Annotated in this window: 20 protein-coding genes; 14 read left to right on the top strand and 6 right to left on the bottom strand. The window is 47.6% G+C overall.

Going from position 1 to position 21,829, the window contains the following annotated elements:
• The first annotated feature begins 29 nt into the window (after positions 1–29).
• Entirely contained in the window at positions 30–755 is a 726-nt protein-coding gene (gene tatC, locus OVA33_RS03045; protein WP_017419338.1) for a twin-arginine translocase subunit TatC, read from the top strand.
• Here tatC and pcp read toward each other — a convergent pair.
• Positions 752–1,399, bottom strand: a complete 648-nt coding sequence (gene pcp / locus OVA33_RS03040) for a pyroglutamyl-peptidase I (protein ID WP_063636920.1) — start codon at positions 1,397–1,399, stop codon at positions 752–754. The genes tatC and pcp overlap by 4 nt on opposite strands.
• A gap of 71 nt (positions 1,400–1,470) precedes the next feature.
• Here pcp and OVA33_RS03035 point away from each other — a divergent pair, with 71 nt between their 5' ends.
• Positions 1,471–2,598 (top strand): aminotransferase class V-fold PLP-dependent enzyme, encoded by a 1,128-nt coding sequence (locus OVA33_RS03035; RefSeq protein ID WP_025650178.1) that lies wholly within the window; start codon positions 1,471–1,473, stop codon positions 2,596–2,598.
• 36 nt (positions 2,599–2,634) lie between these two features.
• Here OVA33_RS03035 and lmr(B) read toward each other — a convergent pair whose 3' ends face one another.
• Positions 2,635–4,074 carry a lincomycin efflux MFS transporter Lmr(B) gene (lmr(B), locus tag OVA33_RS03030; RefSeq protein ID WP_007609218.1) on the bottom strand — a complete coding sequence of 480 codons (1,440 nt, stop codon included), beginning with the start codon at positions 4,072–4,074 and terminating at the stop codon, positions 2,635–2,637.
• A gap of 36 nt (positions 4,075–4,110) precedes the next feature.
• Positions 4,111–4,677, bottom strand: a complete 567-nt coding sequence (locus tag OVA33_RS03025; protein WP_017419341.1) for a transcriptional regulator LmrA — start codon at positions 4,675–4,677, stop codon at positions 4,111–4,113.
• A 177-nt stretch (positions 4,678–4,854) separates the two neighbouring features.
• Here OVA33_RS03025 and OVA33_RS03020 point away from each other — a divergent pair, with 177 nt between their 5' ends.
• The 4 genes from OVA33_RS03020 (at position 4,855) to OVA33_RS03005 (ending at position 9,081) form a co-directional block, all read left to right on the top strand.
• Positions 4,855–5,970 carry a type II asparaginase gene (locus tag OVA33_RS03020; protein ID WP_017419342.1) on the top strand — a complete coding sequence of 372 codons (1,116 nt, stop codon included), beginning with the start codon at positions 4,855–4,857 and terminating at the stop codon, positions 5,968–5,970.
• Positions 5,971–6,166: 196 nt separating this feature from the next.
• Positions 6,167–6,811 carry a lipase EstA gene (locus OVA33_RS03015; RefSeq protein ID WP_017419343.1) on the top strand — a complete coding sequence of 215 codons (645 nt, stop codon included), beginning with the start codon at positions 6,167–6,169 and terminating at the stop codon, positions 6,809–6,811.
• A gap of 137 nt (positions 6,812–6,948) precedes the next feature.
• A complete protein-coding gene (locus OVA33_RS03010) occupies positions 6,949–8,019 on the top strand; it encodes a helix-turn-helix domain-containing protein (protein ID WP_017419344.1) in 1,071 nt (356 codons plus the stop codon).
• A gap of 129 nt (positions 8,020–8,148) precedes the next feature.
• A complete protein-coding gene (locus tag OVA33_RS03005; protein WP_014416832.1) occupies positions 8,149–9,081 on the top strand; it encodes an aldo/keto reductase in 933 nt (310 codons plus the stop codon).
• 43 nt (positions 9,082–9,124) lie between these two features.
• Here OVA33_RS03005 and OVA33_RS03000 read toward each other — a convergent pair whose 3' ends face one another.
• Positions 9,125–10,120, bottom strand: a complete 996-nt coding sequence (locus OVA33_RS03000) for a DUF5105 domain-containing protein (RefSeq protein WP_017419346.1) — start codon at positions 10,118–10,120, stop codon at positions 9,125–9,127.
• A gap of 122 nt (positions 10,121–10,242) precedes the next feature.
• Here OVA33_RS03000 and OVA33_RS02995 point away from each other — a divergent pair, with 122 nt between their 5' ends.
• Both OVA33_RS02995 and OVA33_RS02990 read left to right on the top strand, forming a co-directional pair.
• Positions 10,243–11,649, top strand: coding sequence for a YcdB/YcdC domain-containing protein (locus tag OVA33_RS02995; protein ID WP_110085287.1), 1,407 nt, complete (start codon positions 10,243–10,245; stop codon positions 11,647–11,649).
• Positions 11,650–11,849: 200 nt separating this feature from the next.
• On the top strand, positions 11,850–13,208 hold the full coding sequence (locus OVA33_RS02990; protein WP_063636917.1) for a YcdB/YcdC domain-containing protein: 1,359 nt from the start codon (positions 11,850–11,852) through the stop codon (positions 13,206–13,208).
• Here the strand turns inward: OVA33_RS02990 and OVA33_RS02985 are convergent.
• Positions 13,205–13,708: a peptidoglycan L-alanyl-D-glutamate endopeptidase CwlK gene (locus tag OVA33_RS02985; protein ID WP_021495286.1), complete on the bottom strand. Its 504-nt coding sequence runs from the start codon at positions 13,706–13,708 to the stop codon at positions 13,205–13,207. The two genes, OVA33_RS02990 and OVA33_RS02985, sit on opposite strands and share 4 nt — an antisense overlap.
• Positions 13,709–13,817: 109 nt before the next feature.
• Here OVA33_RS02985 and OVA33_RS02980 point away from each other — a divergent pair, with 109 nt between their 5' ends.
• Both OVA33_RS02980 and OVA33_RS02975 read left to right on the top strand, forming a co-directional pair.
• Positions 13,818–14,939 carry a response regulator aspartate phosphatase gene (locus OVA33_RS02980; RefSeq protein ID WP_014416837.1) on the top strand — a complete coding sequence of 374 codons (1,122 nt, stop codon included), beginning with the start codon at positions 13,818–13,820 and terminating at the stop codon, positions 14,937–14,939.
• Positions 14,940–15,055: 116 nt separating this feature from the next.
• Positions 15,056–15,832 carry a glucose 1-dehydrogenase gene (locus tag OVA33_RS02975; protein WP_017419351.1) on the top strand — a complete coding sequence of 259 codons (777 nt, stop codon included), beginning with the start codon at positions 15,056–15,058 and terminating at the stop codon, positions 15,830–15,832.
• A gap of 3 nt (positions 15,833–15,835) precedes the next feature.
• Here the strand turns inward: OVA33_RS02975 and OVA33_RS02970 are convergent, their stop codons facing one another.
• A complete protein-coding gene (locus OVA33_RS02970; protein WP_017419352.1) occupies positions 15,836–17,074 on the bottom strand; it encodes an MFS transporter in 1,239 nt (412 codons plus the stop codon).
• 350 nt (positions 17,075–17,424) lie between these two features.
• On the opposite strand from OVA33_RS02970, the gene OVA33_RS02965 reads away from it, so the two are divergent.
• From OVA33_RS02965 to OVA33_RS02950, 4 genes are all read left to right on the top strand, one after another.
• The gene (locus OVA33_RS02965; RefSeq protein ID WP_128974173.1) at positions 17,425–19,104 is read left to right on the top strand and encodes a glycoside hydrolase family 13 protein; all 1,680 of its coding nucleotides are present in this window, start codon (positions 17,425–17,427) and stop codon (positions 19,102–19,104) included.
• A 185-nt stretch (positions 19,105–19,289) separates the two neighbouring features.
• Positions 19,290–20,261, top strand: coding sequence for a metal ABC transporter substrate-binding protein (locus OVA33_RS02960; RefSeq protein ID WP_128974174.1), 972 nt, complete (start codon positions 19,290–19,292; stop codon positions 20,259–20,261).
• A gap of 54 nt (positions 20,262–20,315) precedes the next feature.
• Positions 20,316–21,011 carry a metal ABC transporter ATP-binding protein gene (locus tag OVA33_RS02955; RefSeq protein WP_063636915.1) on the top strand — a complete coding sequence of 232 codons (696 nt, stop codon included), beginning with the start codon at positions 20,316–20,318 and terminating at the stop codon, positions 21,009–21,011.
• Positions 20,969–21,808 (top strand): metal ABC transporter permease, encoded by an 840-nt coding sequence (locus OVA33_RS02950; protein ID WP_007409044.1) that lies wholly within the window; start codon positions 20,969–20,971, stop codon positions 21,806–21,808. Before OVA33_RS02955 ends, OVA33_RS02950 begins: the two co-directional genes overlap by 43 nt.
• The last annotated feature ends 21 nt before the right edge of the window (positions 21,809–21,829 follow it).

Genomic DNA, 21,829 nt, shown 5'->3' with positions numbered 1-21,829 from the left:
GCCTCTTTCTCTATAAGGAGGATGTACGATTGGATAAAAAAGAAACCCACTTGATCGGGCATTTAGAGGAAGTCCGGCAGCGTCTCATTAAAACCGTTATCGCCTTTCTCGTGTGTTTTATCGGCGCCTGCTGGTTTGTGCAGGATATTTATGACTGGCTGATCAAGGATTTGGATGGCAGGCTGGCCGTTTTAGGGCCGAGCGAGATTTTATGGGTGTATATGATGATTGCGGGAATATGGGCCCTTACGGCAACGATTCCGGTTGCGGCCTTTCAGCTCTGGCGTTTTACGGCGCCGGCCTTGACCCCGTTTGAACGCCGCGCCGCTTTGCTTTACATTCCGGGGCTTTCGGTTTTGTTTATCATCGGAATTTCCTTCGGGTATTTTGTGCTGTTTCCGATTGTGCTCGGATTTTTAACACAATTGTCCGCCGGCCATTTTGACATGGTATTTACGGCGGACAAGTATTTTACCTTTATGCTGAATCTTACATTGCCGTTCGGATTTTTATTTGAAATGCCTCTGGCCGTCATGTTTCTGACACGGCTCGGAATCGTGAATCCAACCCGGCTGGCAAAGGCGCGGAAGCTTTCGTATTTTGTGCTGATCGTCGTCTCTGTGCTGATTACGCCTCCGGATTTTATGTCTGACTTTCTCGTTATGATTCCGCTGCTTGTCCTCTATGAAATCAGTGTGACGCTGTCCCGCATCGTTTACCGGAAGAAATGGGCCGAGGCGCCGTCTGCAGCTTAGTGAAGTTCGCCTCCGCCGGTCTCAATATCGTCCTCATGCGCCGCGGCGGTCACCGCGGCGATTTTGAGCGCTTTTGTCACGAGATCCAGGCTGAGGCTCGGCGCAGACTTCTGCAAGGTTTGCTCCGGAATGTACGGGATGTGTATAAACCCGCCGCGGATGTGGGGATGATGGCAGGCGATTTCATCCATCAGGCCGTAAAAGAGATGATTGCATACAAACGTCCCCGCCGTGTAGGATACAGCCGCGGGAATGCCTTCCTTTTTGATTTCCTCAACGATCCGTTTGATCGGAAGGCCGGTCCAATAGGCCGCGGGACCGTCTTGAGAAATGTTTTCCCCGACAGGCTGGTTTCCTTCGTTATCCGGTATGCGCGCCTCATTGAGATTGATCGCGACCCGTTCCGGCGTGATCTGCATTCTGCCGCCTGCCTGTCCGACACAGATGATAATGTCAGGCTGATGCTTTTTGATCGCCTTGCGCAGCACGGCAAGAGACTTATAAAAAACGGTCGGCACTTGTTCGGATACGATAGAGGCGGAGCCCTCAGCGGCACCGTTCAGCCGTTTGACCGCTTCCCATGAAGGATTGACAGTTTCCCCGCCGAAGGGGTCAAAGCCTGTCAGCAATACTTTTTTCTCCATATAAAACCCTCCTTTTCTTTTTACCATACTCTATAATGGACATATATTCCTGCCGAAGGGGGAAACATGTCTTGAATTCGCCTCTGATGCAATACCGATCTTTATTTCCGGCGCTCCGCACACATACGATGCTCGCCAGCTGCTCTCAAAGCGCTCTTGCCCTGCCGGTTTCAAAAGCGATCAATGACTACCAGGAAAGCCTGCTTCAGCATGGCGGAAACTGGGAAGAAGCCATTGGACGTACGGAGCAGGCAAGGTGTGAATTTGCGAAATTGATCGGCGCCCATCCTGAAGAAATCGCCGTTTTACCTTCAGTAACGGCTGCTGTCTCTGCCGTCGTTTCTGCTTTACCGGATTGCCGAAAGAAACAGGCGGTGTATACGGAATTGGATTTTCCGGCGATCGCCCACATTTTGAAGGCACAGACTGAGATGGAGCTTTCAGTCGTGCCGTCTGAAGATGGAATGATCCCGCTAGAGCGGTATGAGACGTACATATCGGAACAGACGCTTTTCACCTGTGTGCCCCATGTGTCATATACGTCGGGGTTTGTCCAGGATATGAAGCGCATTGCCGAGATATCCGCAAAGAAGGGATCGCTTCTTTTTGTCGATGCTTATCAATCGGCGGGGCACATCCCGATTGATGTAAAAGAATGGGGAGTTGATATGCTGGCCGCGGGTGCGAGAAAGTATATGCTCGGCATACCGGGAACGGCGTTTCTTTATGTCAGAAAGGAACTTGCCGAACGGCTGAAGCCGAAAGTCACCGGGTGGTTCGGGCAGCAGCGGGCGTCGATGCTGGATTTAACCCGTTTTTCTTATGCGGACGGAGCCAAACGCTTTGAGACCGGGACCCCGGCATTTATCAGCATATATGCGGCACAGGCGGCTTTATCTCTATTAAACGATGCCGGCACAGACCGCATTCACCGGGAAGTAAAAAAACTCAGCGCATTTGCGTATGAATACGCTTCTGAAAAAGGACTGAATCTCACAGGGCCGCCGTCTGCCGATGACAGACCCGGCATGATTTCCATACGGGATGAAAAAGCGGCGGAAACGGCTGCGCTGTTGAGGCGGAAAAACATCGTATGCGCACCCAGCGGACAAATCATCCGGCTGGCGCCTCATTTCTATAACACGGCTGACGATCTGATCTATGCGATTGATGAACTGGCTGAAGCGCGCGGTATATAAAAAAAACAGCAGACTCACGGGGAGCCTGCTGTTTTCTTATGAATGATTCACTTTGACCCGTTTCATAAAGAAAGCGCTGATCAAGCCGATAACGGCGACAATCATCGCGAAGATAAAGGCGTGCTGGACGCCCGCAATCAGCGCGTGAGAGTATGCGGAAGGATCATTCGGGTTTTTCGCGGTGCTCATATAATTTTTCTGGCCGGCCGCCATGATGCTGACCGCCACCGCAGTGCCGATTGCGCCGGCCATCTGCTGGAGCGTATTCATAATGGCTGTTCCGTCCGGATAAAATTCCGGCGGCAGCTGATTTAAGCCGTTCGTTTGCGCCGGCATCATGATCATGGAAATGCCGATCATCAGGCATGTATGAAGCGCGACAATCAGAAGCGCCGTAGAAGCGCCGTTAATGTTTGAGAAAAACGAAAGCACAGTTGCCGTGATGACAAATCCGGGAATGACAAGCCACTTCGGCCCGTATTTATCAAACAGACGTCCCGTCACCGGAGACATAAAGCCGTTTAAAATACCGCCCGGCAGCAGGATGAGCCCGGACGTAAACGCCGTCAGCATCAGTCCGCTTTGTAAATACATAGGCAATAGGAGCATTGTCGATAAGATAACCATCATACAGATAAACACAATCACGACACCGAGAACAAACATCGGATAGCGGAAAGCGCGCAGATTCATCATCGGCTGCTTCATTGTCAGCTGCCTGATGGAAAATAAGATGAGCGCGATCGCACCGACAGTGAGTGAACCGATAACCGTCGGGCTTGACCAGCCGTCTGATCCTTCGCCCGCATTGCTGAATCCGAATACGATGCCGCCAAACCCGATCGTAGACAGAATAATGGAAAGCACGTCAATTTTCGGTTTTGTAATGTCAGACACGTTCTGCATGTAGGCGATGCCGAATAAAAGAGCCAACACAAGAAACGGCAGGGAAATCCAGAAAATCCAATGCCAGTTCAAATGCTCTAACACAAGCCCTGAAAACGTCGGACCGATCGCAGGAGCGAACATGATGACAAGCCCGATCGTCCCCATCGCCGCTCCGCGCTTATGCGGCGGGAAGATGACGAGGATTGTATTAAACATCAGCGGCAGCAGCAGCCCGGTTCCTAAAGCCTGCACGATTCTTGCCGCCAAAAGAAACGGAAAGCTCGGCGCAAGCGCTGCAATCAGCGTGCCGATAATGGAAAAAGCGAGTGAAACGATAAACAGCTGTCTCGTCGTAAACCATTGCAAAAGCAGACCTGATACCGGCACAAGAATACCGAGAACGAGCAGATAGCCCGTCGTCAGCCACTGGACGGTCGCAGGAGTGATATGTAGCTCCTTCATCAGATCAGTCAGGGCGATATTCAGCGCCGTTTCACTGAACATGCCGATAAACCCTGCCGTCAGCAAAGAAATCATGATCGGCATGACTTTATATTGTTTGGAAGGCTGAGCGTTTTCCAAAATCATTCTCCTCTCTTTCTATACGTACATGTCTCTCGTATTTTATGTCTTCAGCAGGTTGGGGATTTGTTTAGAAATATGGAGGATCGGCATTTTGTCTTTTTTGGCTAAGGACACAATGATGCCGCCTTCTATCATGGCATTTAAAACAGTGCTGATTTCCGCCGCTTTCTCATCAGAAAAACCGGCTGATCTTAATTTGCCCGCGAACAGATTCTCCCATTCCTGATAAGCGCTTTGACAGGCCTGCCGGAGCTTTTCGCTCTTTAAAGCAGTCTCGGCAGCCAGTAAACCGACAGGAAACCCTTCAAAATTCTCCGGACATGTGAATTGCCGTGATAAGTCCTGTAAAAACGCTTGAATGCTTTCCGCAGGATCAGGATAGGCATCAAGGCTTTCTTTTATTTTCATACGGATATAATGGCTCATTTCATTGACAGCCTCAATGGCGAGCTGCTCTTTGCCGTCCGGAAAATGATAGTAAAGAGAACCTTTCGGCGCACCGCTTTCTTTAATAATCTGATTCAGTCCCGTGCCGTAATACCCCTGAAGCTGAAACAGCCTGGTTGCCGCGGCGAGGATTTTTTCACGAGAATCTCCATAGCTCATAATGTTCCCACCTTACTGATTTGTGACAAATTTAAAATATAGTGACTGGTCTATTATCTGGATTTCGCATGACGGTGTCAAGAATTTTTAACGGTTATTTTCTTCGGAAGGTTGCCTGACAAGCGCGTTGACCGGTGAGAGGAAAATCTTCATAAATAAAGAAAAGGAGAGAAAAGAATGAAAAAACAATTCATGCCCTTCATTACATTTATCACGGCTCTGCTCTTCATCGCGGCCGGCTGCTCCCAATCTCCTCAAACGAAAGAAACACCGCCCCAGATGGCAGCCGCAGCCTCTGCGAAAAAAGACGGACTTCCGAATATTAAAATTCTTGCCACCGGCGGCACAATTGCAGGCGCTGCTCCTTCGAAGACGTCCGCTACGGAGTACAGGGCGGGGGCAATCGGAGTTGATGCCCTGATTCAGGCCGTTCCGGAGATAAAAGAGGTCGCGCATGTGAGCGGAGAACAGGTTGTGAATATCGGCAGCCAGAATATGAATAACGAGACACTGCTGAAACTTGCAAAACGGGTAAACAAGCTGCTCAAGTCTGATGATACAGACGGCATTGTCATTACACATGGAACAGACACACTTGAGGAAACCGCCTACTTTCTCAATCTGACGGTCAAAAGTGACAAGCCCGTTGTTGTCGCCGGGTCAATGCGGCCGTCCACGGCGATCGGAGCGGACGGGCCGTCCAACTTATATAACGCTGTAAAAACAGCGGCTGCGCCTGATGCGAAAGGCAAGGGGACGCTTGTCGTATTAAATGACAGAATCGCTTCGGCGCGCTATGTGACAAAAACCAATACAACCGCGGCCGACACATTCAAATCGGAAGAAATGGGTTATATCGGAACAATTGCTGATGACGTCTATTTTAATAACATCATGACCCGAAAGCATACGAAGGATACAGATTTCAAGATAGATAAACTTGATAAACTGCCGCAGGTCGATATTATATACGGCTATCAAAATGACGGAAGCTATCTCTTTGAAGCCGCCGTAAAATCAGGAGCGCAAGGCATTATTTTTGCAGGCCCGGGAAACGGCTCAATGTCTGATGAGGCCCAAAAAGGCGCCGTAAAGTCGGTCAAAAGCGGGCTGGCGGTCGTCCGCTCCACAAGGACGGGAAACGGAACGGTAACACCTAATCGAGAGTATGAAAAAGACCATTTGACAGCTTCAAACTCTCTCAACCCTCAAAAAGCGCGGATTCTTCTGATGCTTGCGCTGACAAAAACGCATGATCCTAAGCGGATTCAAACCTATTTCAATGAGTACTAGGAGTAGAGAACCGGGTGTTCTCTCCTTTGTTGGTATGCCGTATTAAAGCATAAGCGTGCTTTCGGGAAAGGGGCGTCTTTCTCATTTTTCCGCTCTTTTTTTAATTGTTGAAAACAGTAAAAAATACACTATTTTTTCCTTTTCTCCTCTAATAGAATGAAAACTGCAAAAATATTACATAGCAGGAGGAAAGTTCATGAAACATATAAAAAGCAAAATCCTAGTCATCCTTACAGTTTGTATGCTGTCCGTCATTTCCGTATTTGCCTTCCAGCCGACCGTATCGAAAGCCTCCTCAGGGCATAACCCTGTTGTCATGGTCCACGGAATCGGCGGGGCGTCCTTTAACTTCGCGGGAATCAAAACATACTTGGCATCCCAAGGCTGGTCAAGAAAAGAGATGTACGCCATTGATTTCTTAGACAAAACCGGAAACAACAGACACAATGCGCCGAGACTGTCCAATTACGTGAAAAAAGTGCTCAGCGAAACAGGTGCGAGTAAAGTCGATATCGTCGCGCACAGCATGGGCGGAGCCAACACACTCTATTACATTAAAAATCTTGACGGCGGAGACAAAATCGCAAACGTCGTAACACTGGGCGGAGCGAACGGCCTTGTGACCAACCGGGCGCTTCCGGGGACTGATCCGAACCAAAAGATTTTATATACATCGATTTACAGCTCAGCGGACTTAATCGTCATGAACCCGCTGTCACGGCTGATCGGCGGGAAAAACGTGCAGATTCACGGTGTCGGACACATCGGACTTTTGATGAACAGCCAAGTAAACGGGCTGATTAAAGAAGGTCTGAACGGCGGCGGACAAAATACAAATTAACAGTTTCAAAGCCCCGGAGAATGAGAATATCCCGGGGTCTTTTTTTTCTTCCATATTCTTTTTTCGCCGTAAACCAAGCCCTCTGAAGTTATTTTTGTTAAAATAATAAAGTTATATCAGAATTCGGAGGGTTTATTGTGGGAAAAGTGAAAAGAAATGCCCCTTGCCCATGCGGCAGCGGGAAGAAATATAAAAAATGCTGCGGAAGCAAAGAAGCTGCCATTCCGGCAGACATCGCGGCAAAAGAAGCGAAACAGATTCAGGAAAGCCTAATGGAGTACGCCTTTACAGCACATAGAGACGGCATATCATCATTTATTAACCAGCACGCATTCATTACGGAGCTGGACAGACAGACAAAAGACATCGGAGTCTTCAACCTCGGCATCTGGGGAATTTTCTTCCGTCCGCTGGCAGGCGGCAAGACGATTTTTGAAGAATATCTTCAGAAAAAAGCCGGCGGGATCAACCGCCCGAAAACACGGGAAATCGTTGAATCATGGAAAAGCATGACACCTGCCGTTATGGTGCTTGAAGATGTGAAAGAAGGAATGATTCACTTTGAAGATGTGATGACGAAAAAACAATTCAAAGTGGAAATGGACGTCAGCCAGCAGGATCTTCCGCCGGCGGGAAGCCTGATTCTCGGCTATCCGATCCACGAAGCGGAAAAAGCGGAGTTCTTCATGCAATTTACGATCTTCCCTGTGAAGCGGACCGAAGCTCTAATCAGCAAAGTGAAAAAGGCGGCGGCCCCGGCCCTTGCGGAAGGCAAATCGCCTGAGCGCTTTATGCAGGAAAACTTCGACACTGTGCTGGCCGCTCTTTTAACAACTGCGGAAGAGTCTGAGCAGGCTGCTGAAGAAAAACAGACGGAGTGGGCGAACGACATGGAGAAGGAAACGGCGGACGCCATTGAAAAAGGCCTGAGCGGGGATGAATACCCGGCTGAGCTGGTTCCGGCCGTGATTGATCTGTGGAAAACGTTCTGTGTCAAAAAAACACCGACGATCAGAAAGCCTGAAGCTTTCGCGGCGGCGGTCGAATATTACGTGAACAGCATTTCTCTGAACGGCGCGTCCGTTTCTCAAGCCAAGCTGGCGAAGAAGTACGGCGTCAGCGCCTCAACGATTTCCAGCCGCTATAAGGAAATCGAGGGTGCTCTCACGGATGAAGCCGAACGCTTCGCCGCAGCTCTGACATCTTAATACACAGCAAAAAAACCTTGAAGGGCAAACGCTTTTCAAGGTTTTTTCTATAGATAGGCTCTCAGGCAGGATAATTCTTACCGGTTATCTAATACTAAACAGAGCGATAAAAGGAAGGGAGCCTGAGCCATGGATGAGACACGTACGCTGGGCAGGACGGATTTACGGGTAAAGCGTATCGGCTTTGGCGCTAATGCGGTCGGAGGACATAATCTGTTTCCGAATCTTAATGATGAAACGGGAAAAGAACTCATCCGCACAGCGCTGGACGGCGGCGTCAATTTTATTGATACGGCGTTTATATACGGTTTGGGGCGTTCCGAAGAGTTAATCGGTGAAGTTGTCGCAGAGCGCGGCGTGCGGGACAGCCTCGTGATTGCGTCAAAAGGCGCGCACAAAGAGGTCAACGGACAGATCGAGCTGGACAACAGCCGTGAATTTCTCCGGAGTGAGGCGGAAAACAGCCTGAAGCGGCTGAAAACAGACGTGATTGATTTGTATTACGTCCACTTCCCTGACGGCAAAACACCGCTCTCCGAAGTGGCGGGCACGCTAAAAGAACTGAAGGACGAAGGGAAAATCAGAGCAATCGGCGCGTCCAATCTCAGCTTCCGGCAATTGCAGGAGTTTAACGCCGACGGCTATTTAGAGGTTTTTCAATCGGAATATTCACTGATTCAGCGTGAGGCGGAGCACGATCTGCTGCCTTATTGTGAAAAGAACGGCATTTCCTTTATTCCTTATTTTCCGCTTGCTTCCGGCTTGCTGACGGGAAAGTTTACAAAAGACACAGTCTTTGAGGACAGCCGAAAGAACAGGCCGCCGTTTCAGGGAGAAGCTTTTCACCAAAACCTGGAGCGAGTGGATAAGCTTCGGGCCGTTGCGGAAGAAAAAGGGGCGCAGACAGCGCATATCGCACTCGCATGGCTTCTGTCGCAGCCGGCGGTGGATGCGATCATTCCCGGAGCCAAACGCCCCGACCAGCTGAAACACAATCTGGACGCGCTTCATGTGCAGTTAACCGAGGATGAGGTTCAATTTATCAGTGACATCTTTAAGTGAAAATAAAAAAAGGAAATAGCCTGCGCTATTTCCTTTCTTGTTGTCAGGACGTTTTCAAAAACGCTTCTGTCAATCCTTCCAGATCGGCGTCTGTATCCAGATACCACTGGCCGCGGGCGTTTTTCTTCATCTCGATTTCTCTTGTAACGGAAGAAGAAGCCGGTTTCAGGCGCATAAACTCTTCCGGATAGACAGAAAGAAGGTGGCTGACAATTTCGTTTTCATCAGCATCAGGGTGCTTTCCGGCATAGTCTTGCACGCGGTCTTGCAGCTGGCCCGCAAGCGGAGACATATCAAGCGGCGTCACTTTTGCTTCAAGGACGGCTTTTTTGCCTGACATGGATTTGGTATGCACCTTGAGCTCCGTGTTATCCCGAAGCGCTGATGACATGGCGTCAATAATAGCGGTAATGGCTTTTGAATCCGCCTGTTCTTGTGAAATGCCTGCTGAGGTGATAAAGCTGGCTTTCGCCGATTCCTGATATGCGGCGGCCGTCATTTTTTCATTTACACCGGTCAGGCGGGTGAAATCTTTATTGTGCTTGCCGTACAGCATCACATCAATGTAGGCGGATAATGCGTCCGCCGGGTCAGGTTTTGCGTTTGAGGCTGTGCCTTTGACTTTCAGTTTATAAGATAAAGGCTTCGCGTCTTTTGCCTGCGGCTGATATACCAATTCATAGGATTTGCCTTCGTCAGCCGTGAAGTACAGATTGCCCGTCACTGTCTTACCCGCATGAAGCGTGCCGCTCTGCAACAAGTCTTCCTTATCGGCCTTGGCTGTTTTTGCGTCATCCTGATAAAGCGAGAAGTCGCTGCTTTTGACGGTAAGCGGGTCTTTGCCCGTATTTTTGACGGTGACCGTTACTTTCAGCGCGGCCGAATGTTCAGTATCGTCTGAAGCGGCCCATGCCGTCTCTTTTATTTTCACTTTCGCCGTGCTGCTTTCCTGGCCGCCGCTCGTTTCGCTGCTGCATGCGGCGGTAAATGCCGTGAGAAGCAGAATGAAAAACACGGCGCTCATTTTTTTGATGGACATCTGGTTTACCCCCTGTTGTTATTAATTCGATAGTCATGAAGACAGACAGGTTAATTATACTAGTTTTGTATAAAAGAGTCTTGGTAATCATCAATCTTTTTGGAAGAAAAGGAAGTGTTATGATGAAAAAAGAAGAGTTGAAACAGCTGGCTCTCCGAATCGGAAACGTACCTGCCCGCTATGAGAGTAATGTGGAAGAATACCAGGAAGATGAGGTTCTGTTTTGGTGGGAAGATAAGAATGATCCGGAAGCCGGCATCATGGTCGAATTAGACCGGGACGGAAAACTGAAATACTTATCCCGTCCGGCTTTCCGGACTGATCTGCCGCCTCTTTCGGAATCGGACATAGAAGAACGGATGCGGGCGTTTTTAGAAACCCATCGTCCTGGGGCATTGGTTGAGTTCGAATTGGAAAACAGCGGCTCCGCCAATGATGGTGATGTGAGATATTCCTATGTTCAGATGGCTGACGGTCTGCCGCTCCCGCTGACCGGGTTTTACGTCGATCTGTCTTTGACAGGGGAAGTAACCGGCTTTTCTTACCATGGGAAGGCCGATAATCTTGTAAGACCCGGAACAATTGCGGACAAGCGGGAAGCATTGGCTCACTTTGTCAAACATATTGAAGCAGAGCTGTTGTTCACCGTGCTGCATCAGTCCGTCTATGTGCAGGGGGATGACAAGCCCCATCTCGTCTATGAAATCGTGTCTCCGACGCGGCCGATATCGGCCGATCTGAAGGAAGAGGAAGAGAATGAAGAAATAGACGAATATGAAGAGCTGGAAGACGACACGCTGCCGTATGTCCCGATTTCACGCCCTGCACCTGAAGCGGAAAAGATGAGCATCAATGACATGATCGGGCTGCACGACGGTTTTTATAAAGAGAGGGAAAGCGATCTTGGAGAGGGCTGTATCGGCATTGCCTGGCGTCCTGAAAAAACAAAATCCGTACGGGAAGATAAAAGCTTTGAAAGTCTGTTAAAAGAACGGAATGAACACGTATTGAAAACAAGGTATGATAAAGAATCGGGCCGGCTCACCGGGGTGATGTCATTTATAAAAGTTGAAGGCGAACCGGTGTTTTCCGAGGAAGAATGCCATCACAGGGCCATCCGCTTTTTGTTCGCCATGTTTCCGGAAGCGGATCAGTATTTCCGGGTTCAATATGATGAACCGGATGATGAAGGAGAAAACGCAGGGCTTACATTTAAGGCTTGTCCGGGCGGTGTTGATTTGCGATTCGGAGAGGGGAGAATCTGTGTCAGCAAAAAGACGGGTCTTGTCACTGTATATATGCCGCCGGAAATTGATCCGAAAGAGCTCGAGGAAATCGATCCCGTTCCTTCATTGACATTGGGAGAGGCGAAGGACGCGATCCGCCGGGCCATCAAAGCAGAGCTCGCTTGGGATCGTTGTTACGATGACGACAGCTCCGGGAAAGTGTACAGGCTCGTATACAAACCGGTTTTCCCGCGGTTTATTGAGGCTCATACGGGAGAAGTGATTACGAGTTTAATAGGCTGAAGGTCATGGGCGTTCGTCCCGGGGCTTTCAGAGGGAATGTGACATTTGTATGAAAAAGTGCCGCTCTGAATACGGCTCTTTTCCCTCTTTGCTAAAAATAGACACATAAAAGGCACTTTCTTCCCTTTAAAAGGATAAGGGCGTTTTTATATAATAAAAAACAGTTCTTTTTTATACACTCTTCTGAAAGGATGACCCCATTGCTGAAAGAACATCTGAGAAAAAAAGCGCTGGAAATCGGGAACATACCGCCGCACTATGAGCTTGAAATAGAAGATTATGATGAAAAACAAAAAACGAAAGCCTATTATATATGGAAAGATCGTAACCAGCCGGATAAAACGGTCACGATTGAGCTGGGCGACGACGGATCTTTGCTTACTTATTCACGCAACGACTGTCCGGGTTCAGACATGCAGCTGTCAGACGCCGAATTAAAGCTGACGGCTCTTCGGTTTGCGGCGAGACACCGCCCGCTTACTTTTATGAATTTCATCTTTCAGGCGAGGGAAGAACGCAATGGGTGCATCCGATTTATCTATACAAAAAAAGTGCTCGGCCGGCCGCTTCCCGATTCAGGTTTTTTCGTTGATGTAACCAGGAGCGGCTTCGTCGTGCAGTTTATCTATTACGGGGATAAGGGTGAAGCGCCCGTTCCGGAAACATTCGTCGATCGGGAAAAAGTCGTCTCGCATTATATGAGTGTGCTGACATTCAGTCTCGTCTATGATGTGGTCAATTTTGAGAAAATACCGCGTCTCGTCTATGAACCGATTCTGCCGGCTTACAGCTATCCGGCCGGTGAAGATGATATCGTGCCGGATCAGCAGCTTTGCGAAGACAGGAATGAGCCGGCAAAACCGCTTCCCGCGTTTGAACATAAACGGGAAATCAGCCTGGATGAATTAATGGGGTTTACCGCGGATATGGTTCAGACGCGCCGGCGCGATCTCGGGGATGAGATCGGAACGACATGGCGGAAAGGGTCGGTTCCGGAACGGAAAGATTTGAGTATCGAAAGCTATTTTGAAAGCAGCAACAAAAATACAATGAAGATGAAAACGGACAAAAAGACAGGGAAAATGACAGCCTTTAAATCTTTTATTGAGCATCAAGGCCCGGCCTTTTATTCTGCGGAAGAGTGTGAGGCCGTCGCGCTTCAATTTTTATACAAACTTTATCCGAGAGCGGACGAGTTTTTTAAAATGAACCCGCTGAAAACGGACGGAAGGGGCAGGTTCCGCTTCCATTTTTCCATATGGCATCAGGATATTCCGCTGCGGTTCGGCGCTGCGAGAATACTTGTCAGTCCCGTAACGGGGCTTGTGGAAGCTTACATGGCGCCTGACATTGACCCGGAGCAGCTGGAGAAGATCAATCCGGTGCCGGCCGTTACTCCCGAAGAAGCAAAGGCCGCTTTTTTATCCGATTTCCATCTGCGGCTGGAGTGGCAGCGCGATTTTACGCCGTCCGGCAATGAAGGATATAAGCTTGTGTACAGGCCTGTCTATCCTCCGTACATTGATGCGCAAAAGCGAAAAAAGAAAAGGTTTTATTAGCCAGGGATCATTTGTAAATGAGGATAATCTTTAAAGCCTCTCCAATCGCCTCCCCAATCAAAACCGAGCGTTTTGGCAATCGATACGACCTCAAGCCAATCGGGCGTGCCGTTTCGGTTTCCGTCGTACGTCATATCCCAAATCAGGCTTCCATCCTTTTTTTGCAGGGCGAAGTCGATCGCAAGGCCGTAATTGTGGTAAGATTCCCCGCCTTTTGCGTAGGTGACGATATTTCCTTTTTTTGAACGTCCTTGACGGTACAATTCGTTTTGTTCCTCAATTGATCTGAAACCCTCTGTGATAACGACGGTGATGCCTTTTTTCAGAGCGGCCGTCTGCAATAGCTCCGCATTCTGTTTCACGAGCGGATGAAGAGCGTTTGGAATGGCTCTGTCTTGTAATGCCGTCTGCGGCCTCAATTCTTTCTGCACATAGGAAAAACATAGGTCTGCGGAAAAGAAGAGGATCAAAAGCAGCGCAATTCTGACTGATAGTTTCATGGTGAATTCTCTCTTTCTTTAATTGGTTAAAATCTTTGTTTGCTCACTGCCATAAATTTGCTATGATAAAATATAACATAATTAGTAGCCGGAGGAAGGAGGCAAATCTATGAAATCCAAGATTCCATCTGAAGAAGTGGCCGTAAAGATGAATGAATGGTATAAGCTGATCCGCGCGTTTGAAGCCGATAAAGCTGAAGCGCTGAAGCGGGAGATTCAATTTGAACTCGAAGATATGGAAGAGAACCAGGATTTATTGTTGTATTTTTCATTGATGGAATTTCGGCACCGCATCATGCTGGATAAATTAAAACCCATGAAAGACGGCGACTGCCAGCCTCCGTTCTCTGAAATGCTCACTGAGATTGAGATGAACCAGCAAAAGCTGACCGGCTTACTGGAATATTATTTTTACTATTTCAGGGGAATGTATGAATTTAAGCAGAAAAACTTCATCTCAGCGATTTCTCATTATAAGCGGGCTGAGGAAAAACTTGAATATGTGGAAGATGACATAGAGAAAGCCGAGTTTTTGTATAAAATTTCTGAGGTGTACTATCATATCAAGCAGACTTTCTTTTCGATGAATTACGCAGGACAGGCGCTTGATATTTACAAGAAATATGAATTATACGGAATGAGAAGGGTGCAGTGCAAATTTATCATTGCCGGAAATCTGATGGACGCCCAGCAGCATAAAAAAGCGCTGGAATACCTCGAATGCGCCTTGGAGCACGCGGAGCGGCTTGATGATCAATATATGATTGCTGCGGCCTATTATAATATCGGGCACTGTATGTACAGTCTGGGTGACTTTTGCAAGGCGGCGGAGGATTTTGAACGGGCGGCCGCCGGATTTGAAGCACACAGCTTCCGGCAGGTCATCCAGGCTGTTTTTTCACTCACGCATATCTACTTTAAAACGGAAAAATACAGTGAAGCCGCCGCCAGCTGCGCGCGGGGCATGAGAAGCGCGGCGGAATGGGAAGATGAGATCTATCTGACGAAATTCCGTCTGATTAAAGAGCTTTATCAGGGGGAAGGCGGACAGGATTCGCTCAAAGAGTATTTTGACATTCTGGAATCAAAAGAGCTGTTGGCTGACACAGAGGAACTGCTTCAGGACGCGGCTCATTTCTTTCATCAACGGGAGAACTACAAAGCGGCATCTTATTTTTTCAGCAGGCTTGTCGGCGTGCAAAAAAGGCTGCAAATGAACAACTACGCATAATGAAAAAAAAGAACGAGGGAGCTTCGGTTTCATCGTTCTTTTTATGATCCCTTTTGTTTTCAGCCGATCAAAACCGGGTACATGCTCTGTATTAACATCAGGGAGGAAAAGAGACAATGTATCAGGATTTACAGGGAAAAACAGCAATCGTAACAGGTTCTTCGAAAGGAATCGGAAAGGCCATTGCCGAACGCTTCGGCAAGGAGCGGATGAATGTGGTTGTGAACTACCTCGGTGATTCCGCCGGAGCGGAAGAAGCGGCGGACATCATTGAGAAAGCGGGAGGCCGAGCCGTCACCGTAAAAGCCGATGTATCCTCAGAAGAAGGGATTCAGGCGCTGTTTCATGCCGCGCAGGAGCATTTCGGGGGCGTGGACGTGATGGTCAACAATTCCGGCTTTAACGGAGCCGAAGCGATGCCCCATGAAATGAGCCTGGAGGATTGGCAAAGGGTCATCGACGTCAACGTGACCGGCACCTTTTTGGGGGCGAAAGCGGCACTGAAACATATGCTCGAGCGCGGCAAAAAAGGAACGGTCTTAAACATATCGAGCGTTCATCAGCAAATACCCCGCCCTGAAAACGTGCAGTACTCGGCATCCAAAGGCGGAATCAAAATGATGACGGAAACGATGGCGCTCAATTACGCAGACAAAGGCATCCGGGTGAATGCCATCGCTCCCGGCACGATCGCCACGGAGTCCAATAAGGATCTGGAAGATGAAACACATAAACAGGCCCAGCTGAAAAAAATTCCGATGAACGCCTTCGGAAAACCGGAAGAAGTCGCCGCGGCCGCCGCATGGATGGTGTCGGAAGAAGCGAGTTACGTGACCGGAACGACACTTTTCGTCGACGGAGGCATGACGCTTTATCCGTCTCAGCTGGAGTGAAAATTATACTAATTTCTCATTTTTAACGTCACTTTCTTCTTTTAGGAGACGCCAGTCTTCGTGTCGAAGTGAAGTGAACAGAAAAACAATATTTGTCAATATTATAATAAATGAGCCTGCCTGGAACACATGCAAAGTACCAAGTTTATGAGAAAAATAGCCTGCGGCTAAAACACTAAGGGGAGCCAGTAATGTTGAGATGAGCCTTGAACCGCTAAAAACTCGTCCTAAATAATCAGCAGGGACATGAGTCTGAAAAAGCAAACTTACAAGTCTGGAATTCAAACCTATGCTCCCCATTAAAATGGAATTAAGAATTCCGATTGTCAGCCAATGATCGCTGTGTGCAAGAATCAGTAAAGACAATGCAGTCATGAAAGATGAAATAAACAATGCATGTGCTGACTTGAAAAAACGGTGCACGTAGGGAAGAATAAGACCGCTAATGATTCCGCCTGCAGCACTTAGCGTATAAATGAAACCGATTTGTGTTTCCGTGATATGAAGCTCTTCTTTGAGTTTGAACATAATCATGAGAACCGCACCTGTTAACCCTAAATTTATAAATAGGTTCCATAACGTCAGCAGCTTGTAGACTTTAATCGAGAGGGTATATTTAAGACCCTCAAAACTTTTCCTGAGAATTTCCTTAGGAGTTGCAGCAGCTGTTATCTCTTTATCTGAGTAGTTTATTAATCTAAGCGAGAAGATAAGGATCAAAAAACCTGAAAACGTAAACCATAGGCTGTTAAATAAACCAAATATGGTTAATGATAAACCGGCTATTGAAGGGCCGATTGAAGTAGCTATTGATAAAGCGATCTGAGAAAAAGAATTAGCTGAGGGCAGATCACTCTTTTTCACGATTTCAGGAATGATAGATATGTCAGTTAAACCATACATCGCGATCAGCAGATCAATAAAAAAAGCAATAAATAAGACAAGGGGTGCCGTTAGGATCTGAAATTCATGGAAGATCGGAATGAAAGAAATGAGGAATGCCTGGGATATTGAAATGAAGATAAGTACCTTTTTTCTATTATATGAATCTATAACGGCACCGCCAAAATATGCTGCAAGAAAATCCGCCAAAAAACCTAAAGCGTAGCAAACCCCCATTAAAATTGGAGAGTTTGTGAAATAAAGTATTAATAAGGGGAGAACGAGGTCATATATATTTTCAGTTAATTTGTGTATAAAATTACTGCTGACAACAAAAAGAAGCGCTCTGTTTTTAATCATGATTTAATCCTTTCCGATAATGTTAAATACAATAAAGAGAAGAACTTAGGACAGCTAAGTTCTTCTCGATTACTCTACTCAATCGTAACTTCGTAATTGTCCCCTATTTCTTCCAGTAAGTCTTTGGCGCTTTTTGCTTCAATTGAGGCAGTGCCTTCTCATAAATCAGAATAATCAAATAATAACCAATTATTGCAATTTTGTAAATATATCTTGTAATAATTGGATTTTTTATTTTTCGGTCTGTGGCTCAAGTGGTCATATTGCGTTTGGGGAATATAGGGAAGACCTTGTTTACATTTAATAAAAATAAGGAAATCATCTATTAAAAATAAAGGAGATTAAACTTTATGGCGAGTGACTGGTGGAAAGACGCCGTTGTCTATCAAATCTATCCGCGAAGCTTTCAAGATACGAACGGCGACGGCATAGGCGACCTGCGGGGGATTATCGCGCGTCTCGATTATATAAAAGAACTTGGCGCTGATGTGATATGGATCTGCCCGATTTACCCGTCGCCAAACGTTGATAACGGCTACGATGTGACGGATCATCAAGCGATTATGGAATCCTACGGAACGATGGAGGACTTTCACAATCTGCTTACAGAATGCCGCAGCCGCGGATTAAAGCTTGTGATGGACTTCGTCTTAAATCATACATCCACGGAGCATCCTTGGTTCAAAGAGGCGGAAATGAATCAGGACAGCAAATACCGCGATTATTATATTTGGCGGCCGGGCACCACGGACGGCCCGCCGACCGATTGGGTGTCGGATTACGGACAATCCGTCTGGCAGTACGAAGAACATACGGGCGAATATTATCTGCATATGAACGCCGTCAAACAAGCCGATCTGAATTGGGAAAATCCCGAGGTTCGGCAATCAGTATACGAGATGATGAGATTTTGGCTCGATAAAGGCGTGGACGGATTGCGAATAGACCAGCTTCATCTTCTGTCAAAAAAAGAATATTTGCCGCCATATGAAGATTACATCGCCCGCCGGGCCGATCCGAAGCCTTTCCGGCCAAACGGGGCACGGATACATGATTACTTAAAAGAAATGACGAAAGAGGTATTTTCCAAATATGACGTGATGTCAGTCGGCGAGGCCGGATCAGTGACGCCTGAGGAAGGGCTCGTCTACACGGGAACCGATGAGCATGAACTGAATATGATTTTTCATTTTCAGCATATGGAGCTTGATCAAAAGCCGGGCCAAGAGCATTGGGATGTAAAACCGCTTGAGCTGTCCGATTTAAAGAAAGTGCTCACAGACTGGCAGGAAAAACTGGAACATCAAGGCTGGAATACGCTGTATTGGTGCAATCATGACCAGCCCCGGATCGTATCCCGTTTCGGAGACGAAGGCACATACCGCAAAGCATCCGCCAAAATGCTTGCCGCCCTGCTTTATTTCATGAAAGGCACGCCGTACATTTACCAGGGGGAAGAAATCGGCATGACAAACGCTCCGTTTGACAGAATAGAGGATTATCAAGATATTCAGACCGTCAATATGTATCATAAAAGGGTATTTGAAATGGGTCGTGACAGAGAAGAAGTCATGGCGTCCATTATGGCGAAAAGCCGCGATCATGCCCGTACACCGATGCAGTGGGACGGCAGCAAGAATGCCGGATTTACGGAGGGCGAACCGTGGCTGAAGGTCAATCCCAATTACAAAACCGTCAATGCTGCCGAGGCTCAGGATGATCCCGATTCTATATTGAACTTTTACAAAAAACTGATCCGCCTGCGAAAACAGTATGCTGATATCATAAAAGGCAGCTACACGCTGCTGTTTCCCGATGACCCGCAGCTGTTTGTGTATGAAAGACAGGCAAACGGACAAAAACTCATGTCCATCAGCAACGTATCGAAAGAAGAAGCCGCCTTTTATTGGCCGGACGGCTCCGAACCTGAAAGCGCCGAGCTGCTTCTCAGCAACTATGAAAATAACGGCGGCGCGGAATCCCGCATCACATTCCGCCCTTATGAAACAAGAGTCTATCTGCTTGCCTGATATGTGATACGACGCCCCCGTCCATACATGGCGGGGGCTTTTTAGGTAAATCGGATATCAATTTAGAAAAAAATATCTTGCAAAACGTAATTACTTCGTTTTATTATGGTATAGGTAACAAATGAAAGAGAAAGTACGCTTTGGAAATCGTCATCATTCTGATTTACAGAACAGGGGGAAACGGCTTGTTTAAAAAATGGAGCGGAATCATTGTCATTGCGGCATGCTTTTTAATCGCGGCGGGATGCGGCAATTCATCTTCAAAAGGTTCGTCAGGTTCTTCGAAAAGCGGCAAACTGCACGTCGTGACGACCTTTTATCCTATGTACGAATTCACGAAACAAATTGTCAAAGACAAAGGCGATGTAGACATTCTCATCCCGTCTTCGGTCGAACCCCATGATTGGGAGCCGACGCCGAAGGATATCGCCGGCATTCAAAACGCCGATCTTTTCGTATACAACAGCGAATATATGGAGACATGGGTTCCTTCAGCGGAAAAAAGCATGAGCTCTGATCATGCGAAGTTTGTAAAGGCGTCAAAAGGAATTGACTTACTCGAAGGTTCGGATGAAGATGAAGAGGAAGAGGAAGAGGAACATGGACACGGCGGTCATGACCACAGCCACAGCATGGACCCTCACGTGTGGCTCAGCCCGGTTCTTGCGCAAAAAGAGGTCAAAACCATTACGGCGCAGATCGTAAAACAGGACCCGAAGAATAAAGCATACTATGAGAAAAATAGTAAAGAATATATTGCAAAACTGCAGGATCTTGATAAACTATACCGTACAACATTAAATAAAGCGGCGAAAAAAGAATTGATCACACAGCACGCGGCATTCAGCTATCTCGCCAAAGAATACGGCTTAAAACAAGTCGCGATTGCAGGCCTTTCTCCTGAAGAAGAGCCGAGTGCGGCCAAACTGGCGGATCTCAAAACGTTTGCCAAAAAGCATGATGTGAAGATCATCTACTTTGAAGAAGTTGCATCGCCTAAAGTTGCAGATACACTTGCCGGTGAAATCGGCGCGAAAACGGAAGTGCTCAATACACTGGAAGGTTTAAGCCAAAAAGAACGGGATAAAGGCATCGGTTATATCGACATTATGGAGAAAAACCTTGATGCACTGAAAGATTCGCTATTGGTTAAATAACATAGTGTGCGCCGCGGGGTGCACACTATTTCTATGCGGGAAAGGAAGGTCAGCATGAATCTCGTTACATTACAAGATATCGTTTTTGGTTATTCGCATACACCGGTGCTTGACGGCGTGTCGCTGGAAATCAAAAGCGGCGAATTCGTCGGCATTACAGGGCCGAACGGCGCGTCAAAATCGACGCTGATGAAAGTCATGCTCGGCATGCTCAGACCTTGGGAAGGAACGGCCGAGATCAGTAAAAAAAACGCAGCCGGAAAACGCCTGACAATCGGCTATGTTCCGCAGCAGATTTCTTCATTTAACGCAGGATTCCCAAGTACTGTTCTGGAGCTTGTGCAATCAGGCCGTTATACGAAAGGAAAATGGTTTAAACGATTGAACGAAACGGATCACCACGAGGTGGAAAACGCGCTGAAGATGGTGGAAATGTGGGATTTCCGCCACCGGAAAATCGGCGATTTATCCGGCGGACAGAAGCAGAAAATCTGCATTGCGAGAATGCTTGCGAGCAATCCGGATCTGCTGATGCTTGATGAGCCGACAACAGCGGTTGATTATGAAAGCAGACAGGGTTTCTACGAATTTATGCACCATCAGGTGAAAAATCACAACCGCACCGTCGTCATGGTGACACACGAACAAAACGAAGTACAGCAGTATCTGGATAAAGTTATACGGCTTGAGAAGGGGGAAAAAGGCGGATGGAAATGTTTGACTTGGAATTCATGCGACGAGCTTTTCTAGCGGGAAGCATGATCGGAATTATGGCGCCGATATTAGGCGTATATCTCGTGCTGAGAAGACAGGCGCTGATGGCGGATACGCTGTCTCATATTTCATTGTCGGGCGTGGCCATCGGTTTTTTTCTCAGTACCAATATTACGGCGGCGAGCATTGTTGTCGTCACGATCGGAGCGATCGGCATTGAATACATGCGGCGGGCGTACCGTACATATTCAGAGGTATCTATCGCAATCTTAATGGCGGCCGGGCTGTCGTTTGCGATGTTTCTGATCAGCCTGTCAAAAGGCGGCGCATCGATGAGCATCGATCAATATTTATTTGGATCGCTTGTCACGGTCAGCCAGCAGCAGGTCTATATTATCGGAGGCATTACCCTGCTGATTCTGCTTTATTTCATTATATTAAACAGACCGCTCTATCTGCTTACCTTTGACGAGGCGACGGCGAAGACATCAGGCATTAACACAAACCTCCTGTCAATGTCATTCAGCATCGTGACGGGGCTGGCGATTTCGGTCATTATTCCGATTATCGGCGTGCTGCTCGTTTCCGCGCTCCTCGTACTGCCCGCGGCTTTTGCAATCCGTATTGCCAAAGGGTTTAAATGGGTGTTTGCGGCGGCTATTATTATTTCTCTTTTCAGTGTGTTCATGGGGCTGACGTCTTCGTACCAGCTCGGAACGCCTCCTGGGCCGTCAATCACTTTACTGTTAATCATTCTGCTTCTGCTCGGGTTTACGTTGCAGGGGATTTGGAATGCGTTTAAAAAAGGAAAAGAACGAAAAAATCGCCGTTAAGCGGTGCAGCAGTCTCATCTG

The organism is Bacillus sp. KICET-1, from assembly GCF_027721405.1.
Taxonomy (GTDB): Bacteria; Bacillota; Bacilli; order Bacillales; family Bacillaceae; genus Bacillus; species Bacillus velezensis.
This window is presented reverse-complemented; position numbering and strand designations above follow the sequence as displayed.

What these genes read in the sequence shown, in the direction of transcription:
- pcp (WP_063636920.1), bottom strand. Translation starts at nt 1,399, where the DNA reads ATGGAGAAAAAAGTATTGCTGACAGGCTTTGACCCCTTCGGCGGGGAA.
- OVA33_RS03025 (WP_017419341.1), bottom strand. Translation starts at nt 4,677, where the DNA reads ATGAGCTATGGAGATTCTCGTGAAAAAATCCTCGCCGCGGCAACCAGG.
- OVA33_RS03020 (WP_017419342.1), top strand. Translation starts at nt 4,855, where the DNA reads ATGAAAAAACAATTCATGCCCTTCATTACATTTATCACGGCTCTGCTC.
- OVA33_RS03015 (WP_017419343.1), top strand. Translation starts at nt 6,167, where the DNA reads ATGAAACATATAAAAAGCAAAATCCTAGTCATCCTTACAGTTTGTATG.
- OVA33_RS03005 (WP_014416832.1), top strand. Translation starts at nt 8,149, where the DNA reads ATGGATGAGACACGTACGCTGGGCAGGACGGATTTACGGGTAAAGCGT.
- OVA33_RS03000 (WP_017419346.1), bottom strand. Translation starts at nt 10,120, where the DNA reads ATGTCCATCAAAAAAATGAGCGCCGTGTTTTTCATTCTGCTTCTCACG.
- OVA33_RS02995 (WP_110085287.1), top strand. Translation starts at nt 10,243, where the DNA reads ATGAAAAAAGAAGAGTTGAAACAGCTGGCTCTCCGAATCGGAAACGTA.
- OVA33_RS02985 (WP_021495286.1), bottom strand. Translation starts at nt 13,708, where the DNA reads ATGAAACTATCAGTCAGAATTGCGCTGCTTTTGATCCTCTTCTTTTCC.
- OVA33_RS02980 (WP_014416837.1), top strand. Translation starts at nt 13,818, where the DNA reads ATGAAATCCAAGATTCCATCTGAAGAAGTGGCCGTAAAGATGAATGAA.
- OVA33_RS02975 (WP_017419351.1), top strand. Translation starts at nt 15,056, where the DNA reads ATGTATCAGGATTTACAGGGAAAAACAGCAATCGTAACAGGTTCTTCG.
- OVA33_RS02970 (WP_017419352.1), bottom strand. Translation starts at nt 17,074, where the DNA reads ATGATTAAAAACAGAGCGCTTCTTTTTGTTGTCAGCAGTAATTTTATA.
- OVA33_RS02965 (WP_128974173.1), top strand. Translation starts at nt 17,425, where the DNA reads ATGGCGAGTGACTGGTGGAAAGACGCCGTTGTCTATCAAATCTATCCG.
- OVA33_RS02955 (WP_063636915.1), top strand. Translation starts at nt 20,316, where the DNA reads ATGAATCTCGTTACATTACAAGATATCGTTTTTGGTTATTCGCATACA.
- OVA33_RS02950 (WP_007409044.1), top strand. Translation starts at nt 20,969, where the DNA reads ATGGAAATGTTTGACTTGGAATTCATGCGACGAGCTTTTCTAGCGGGA.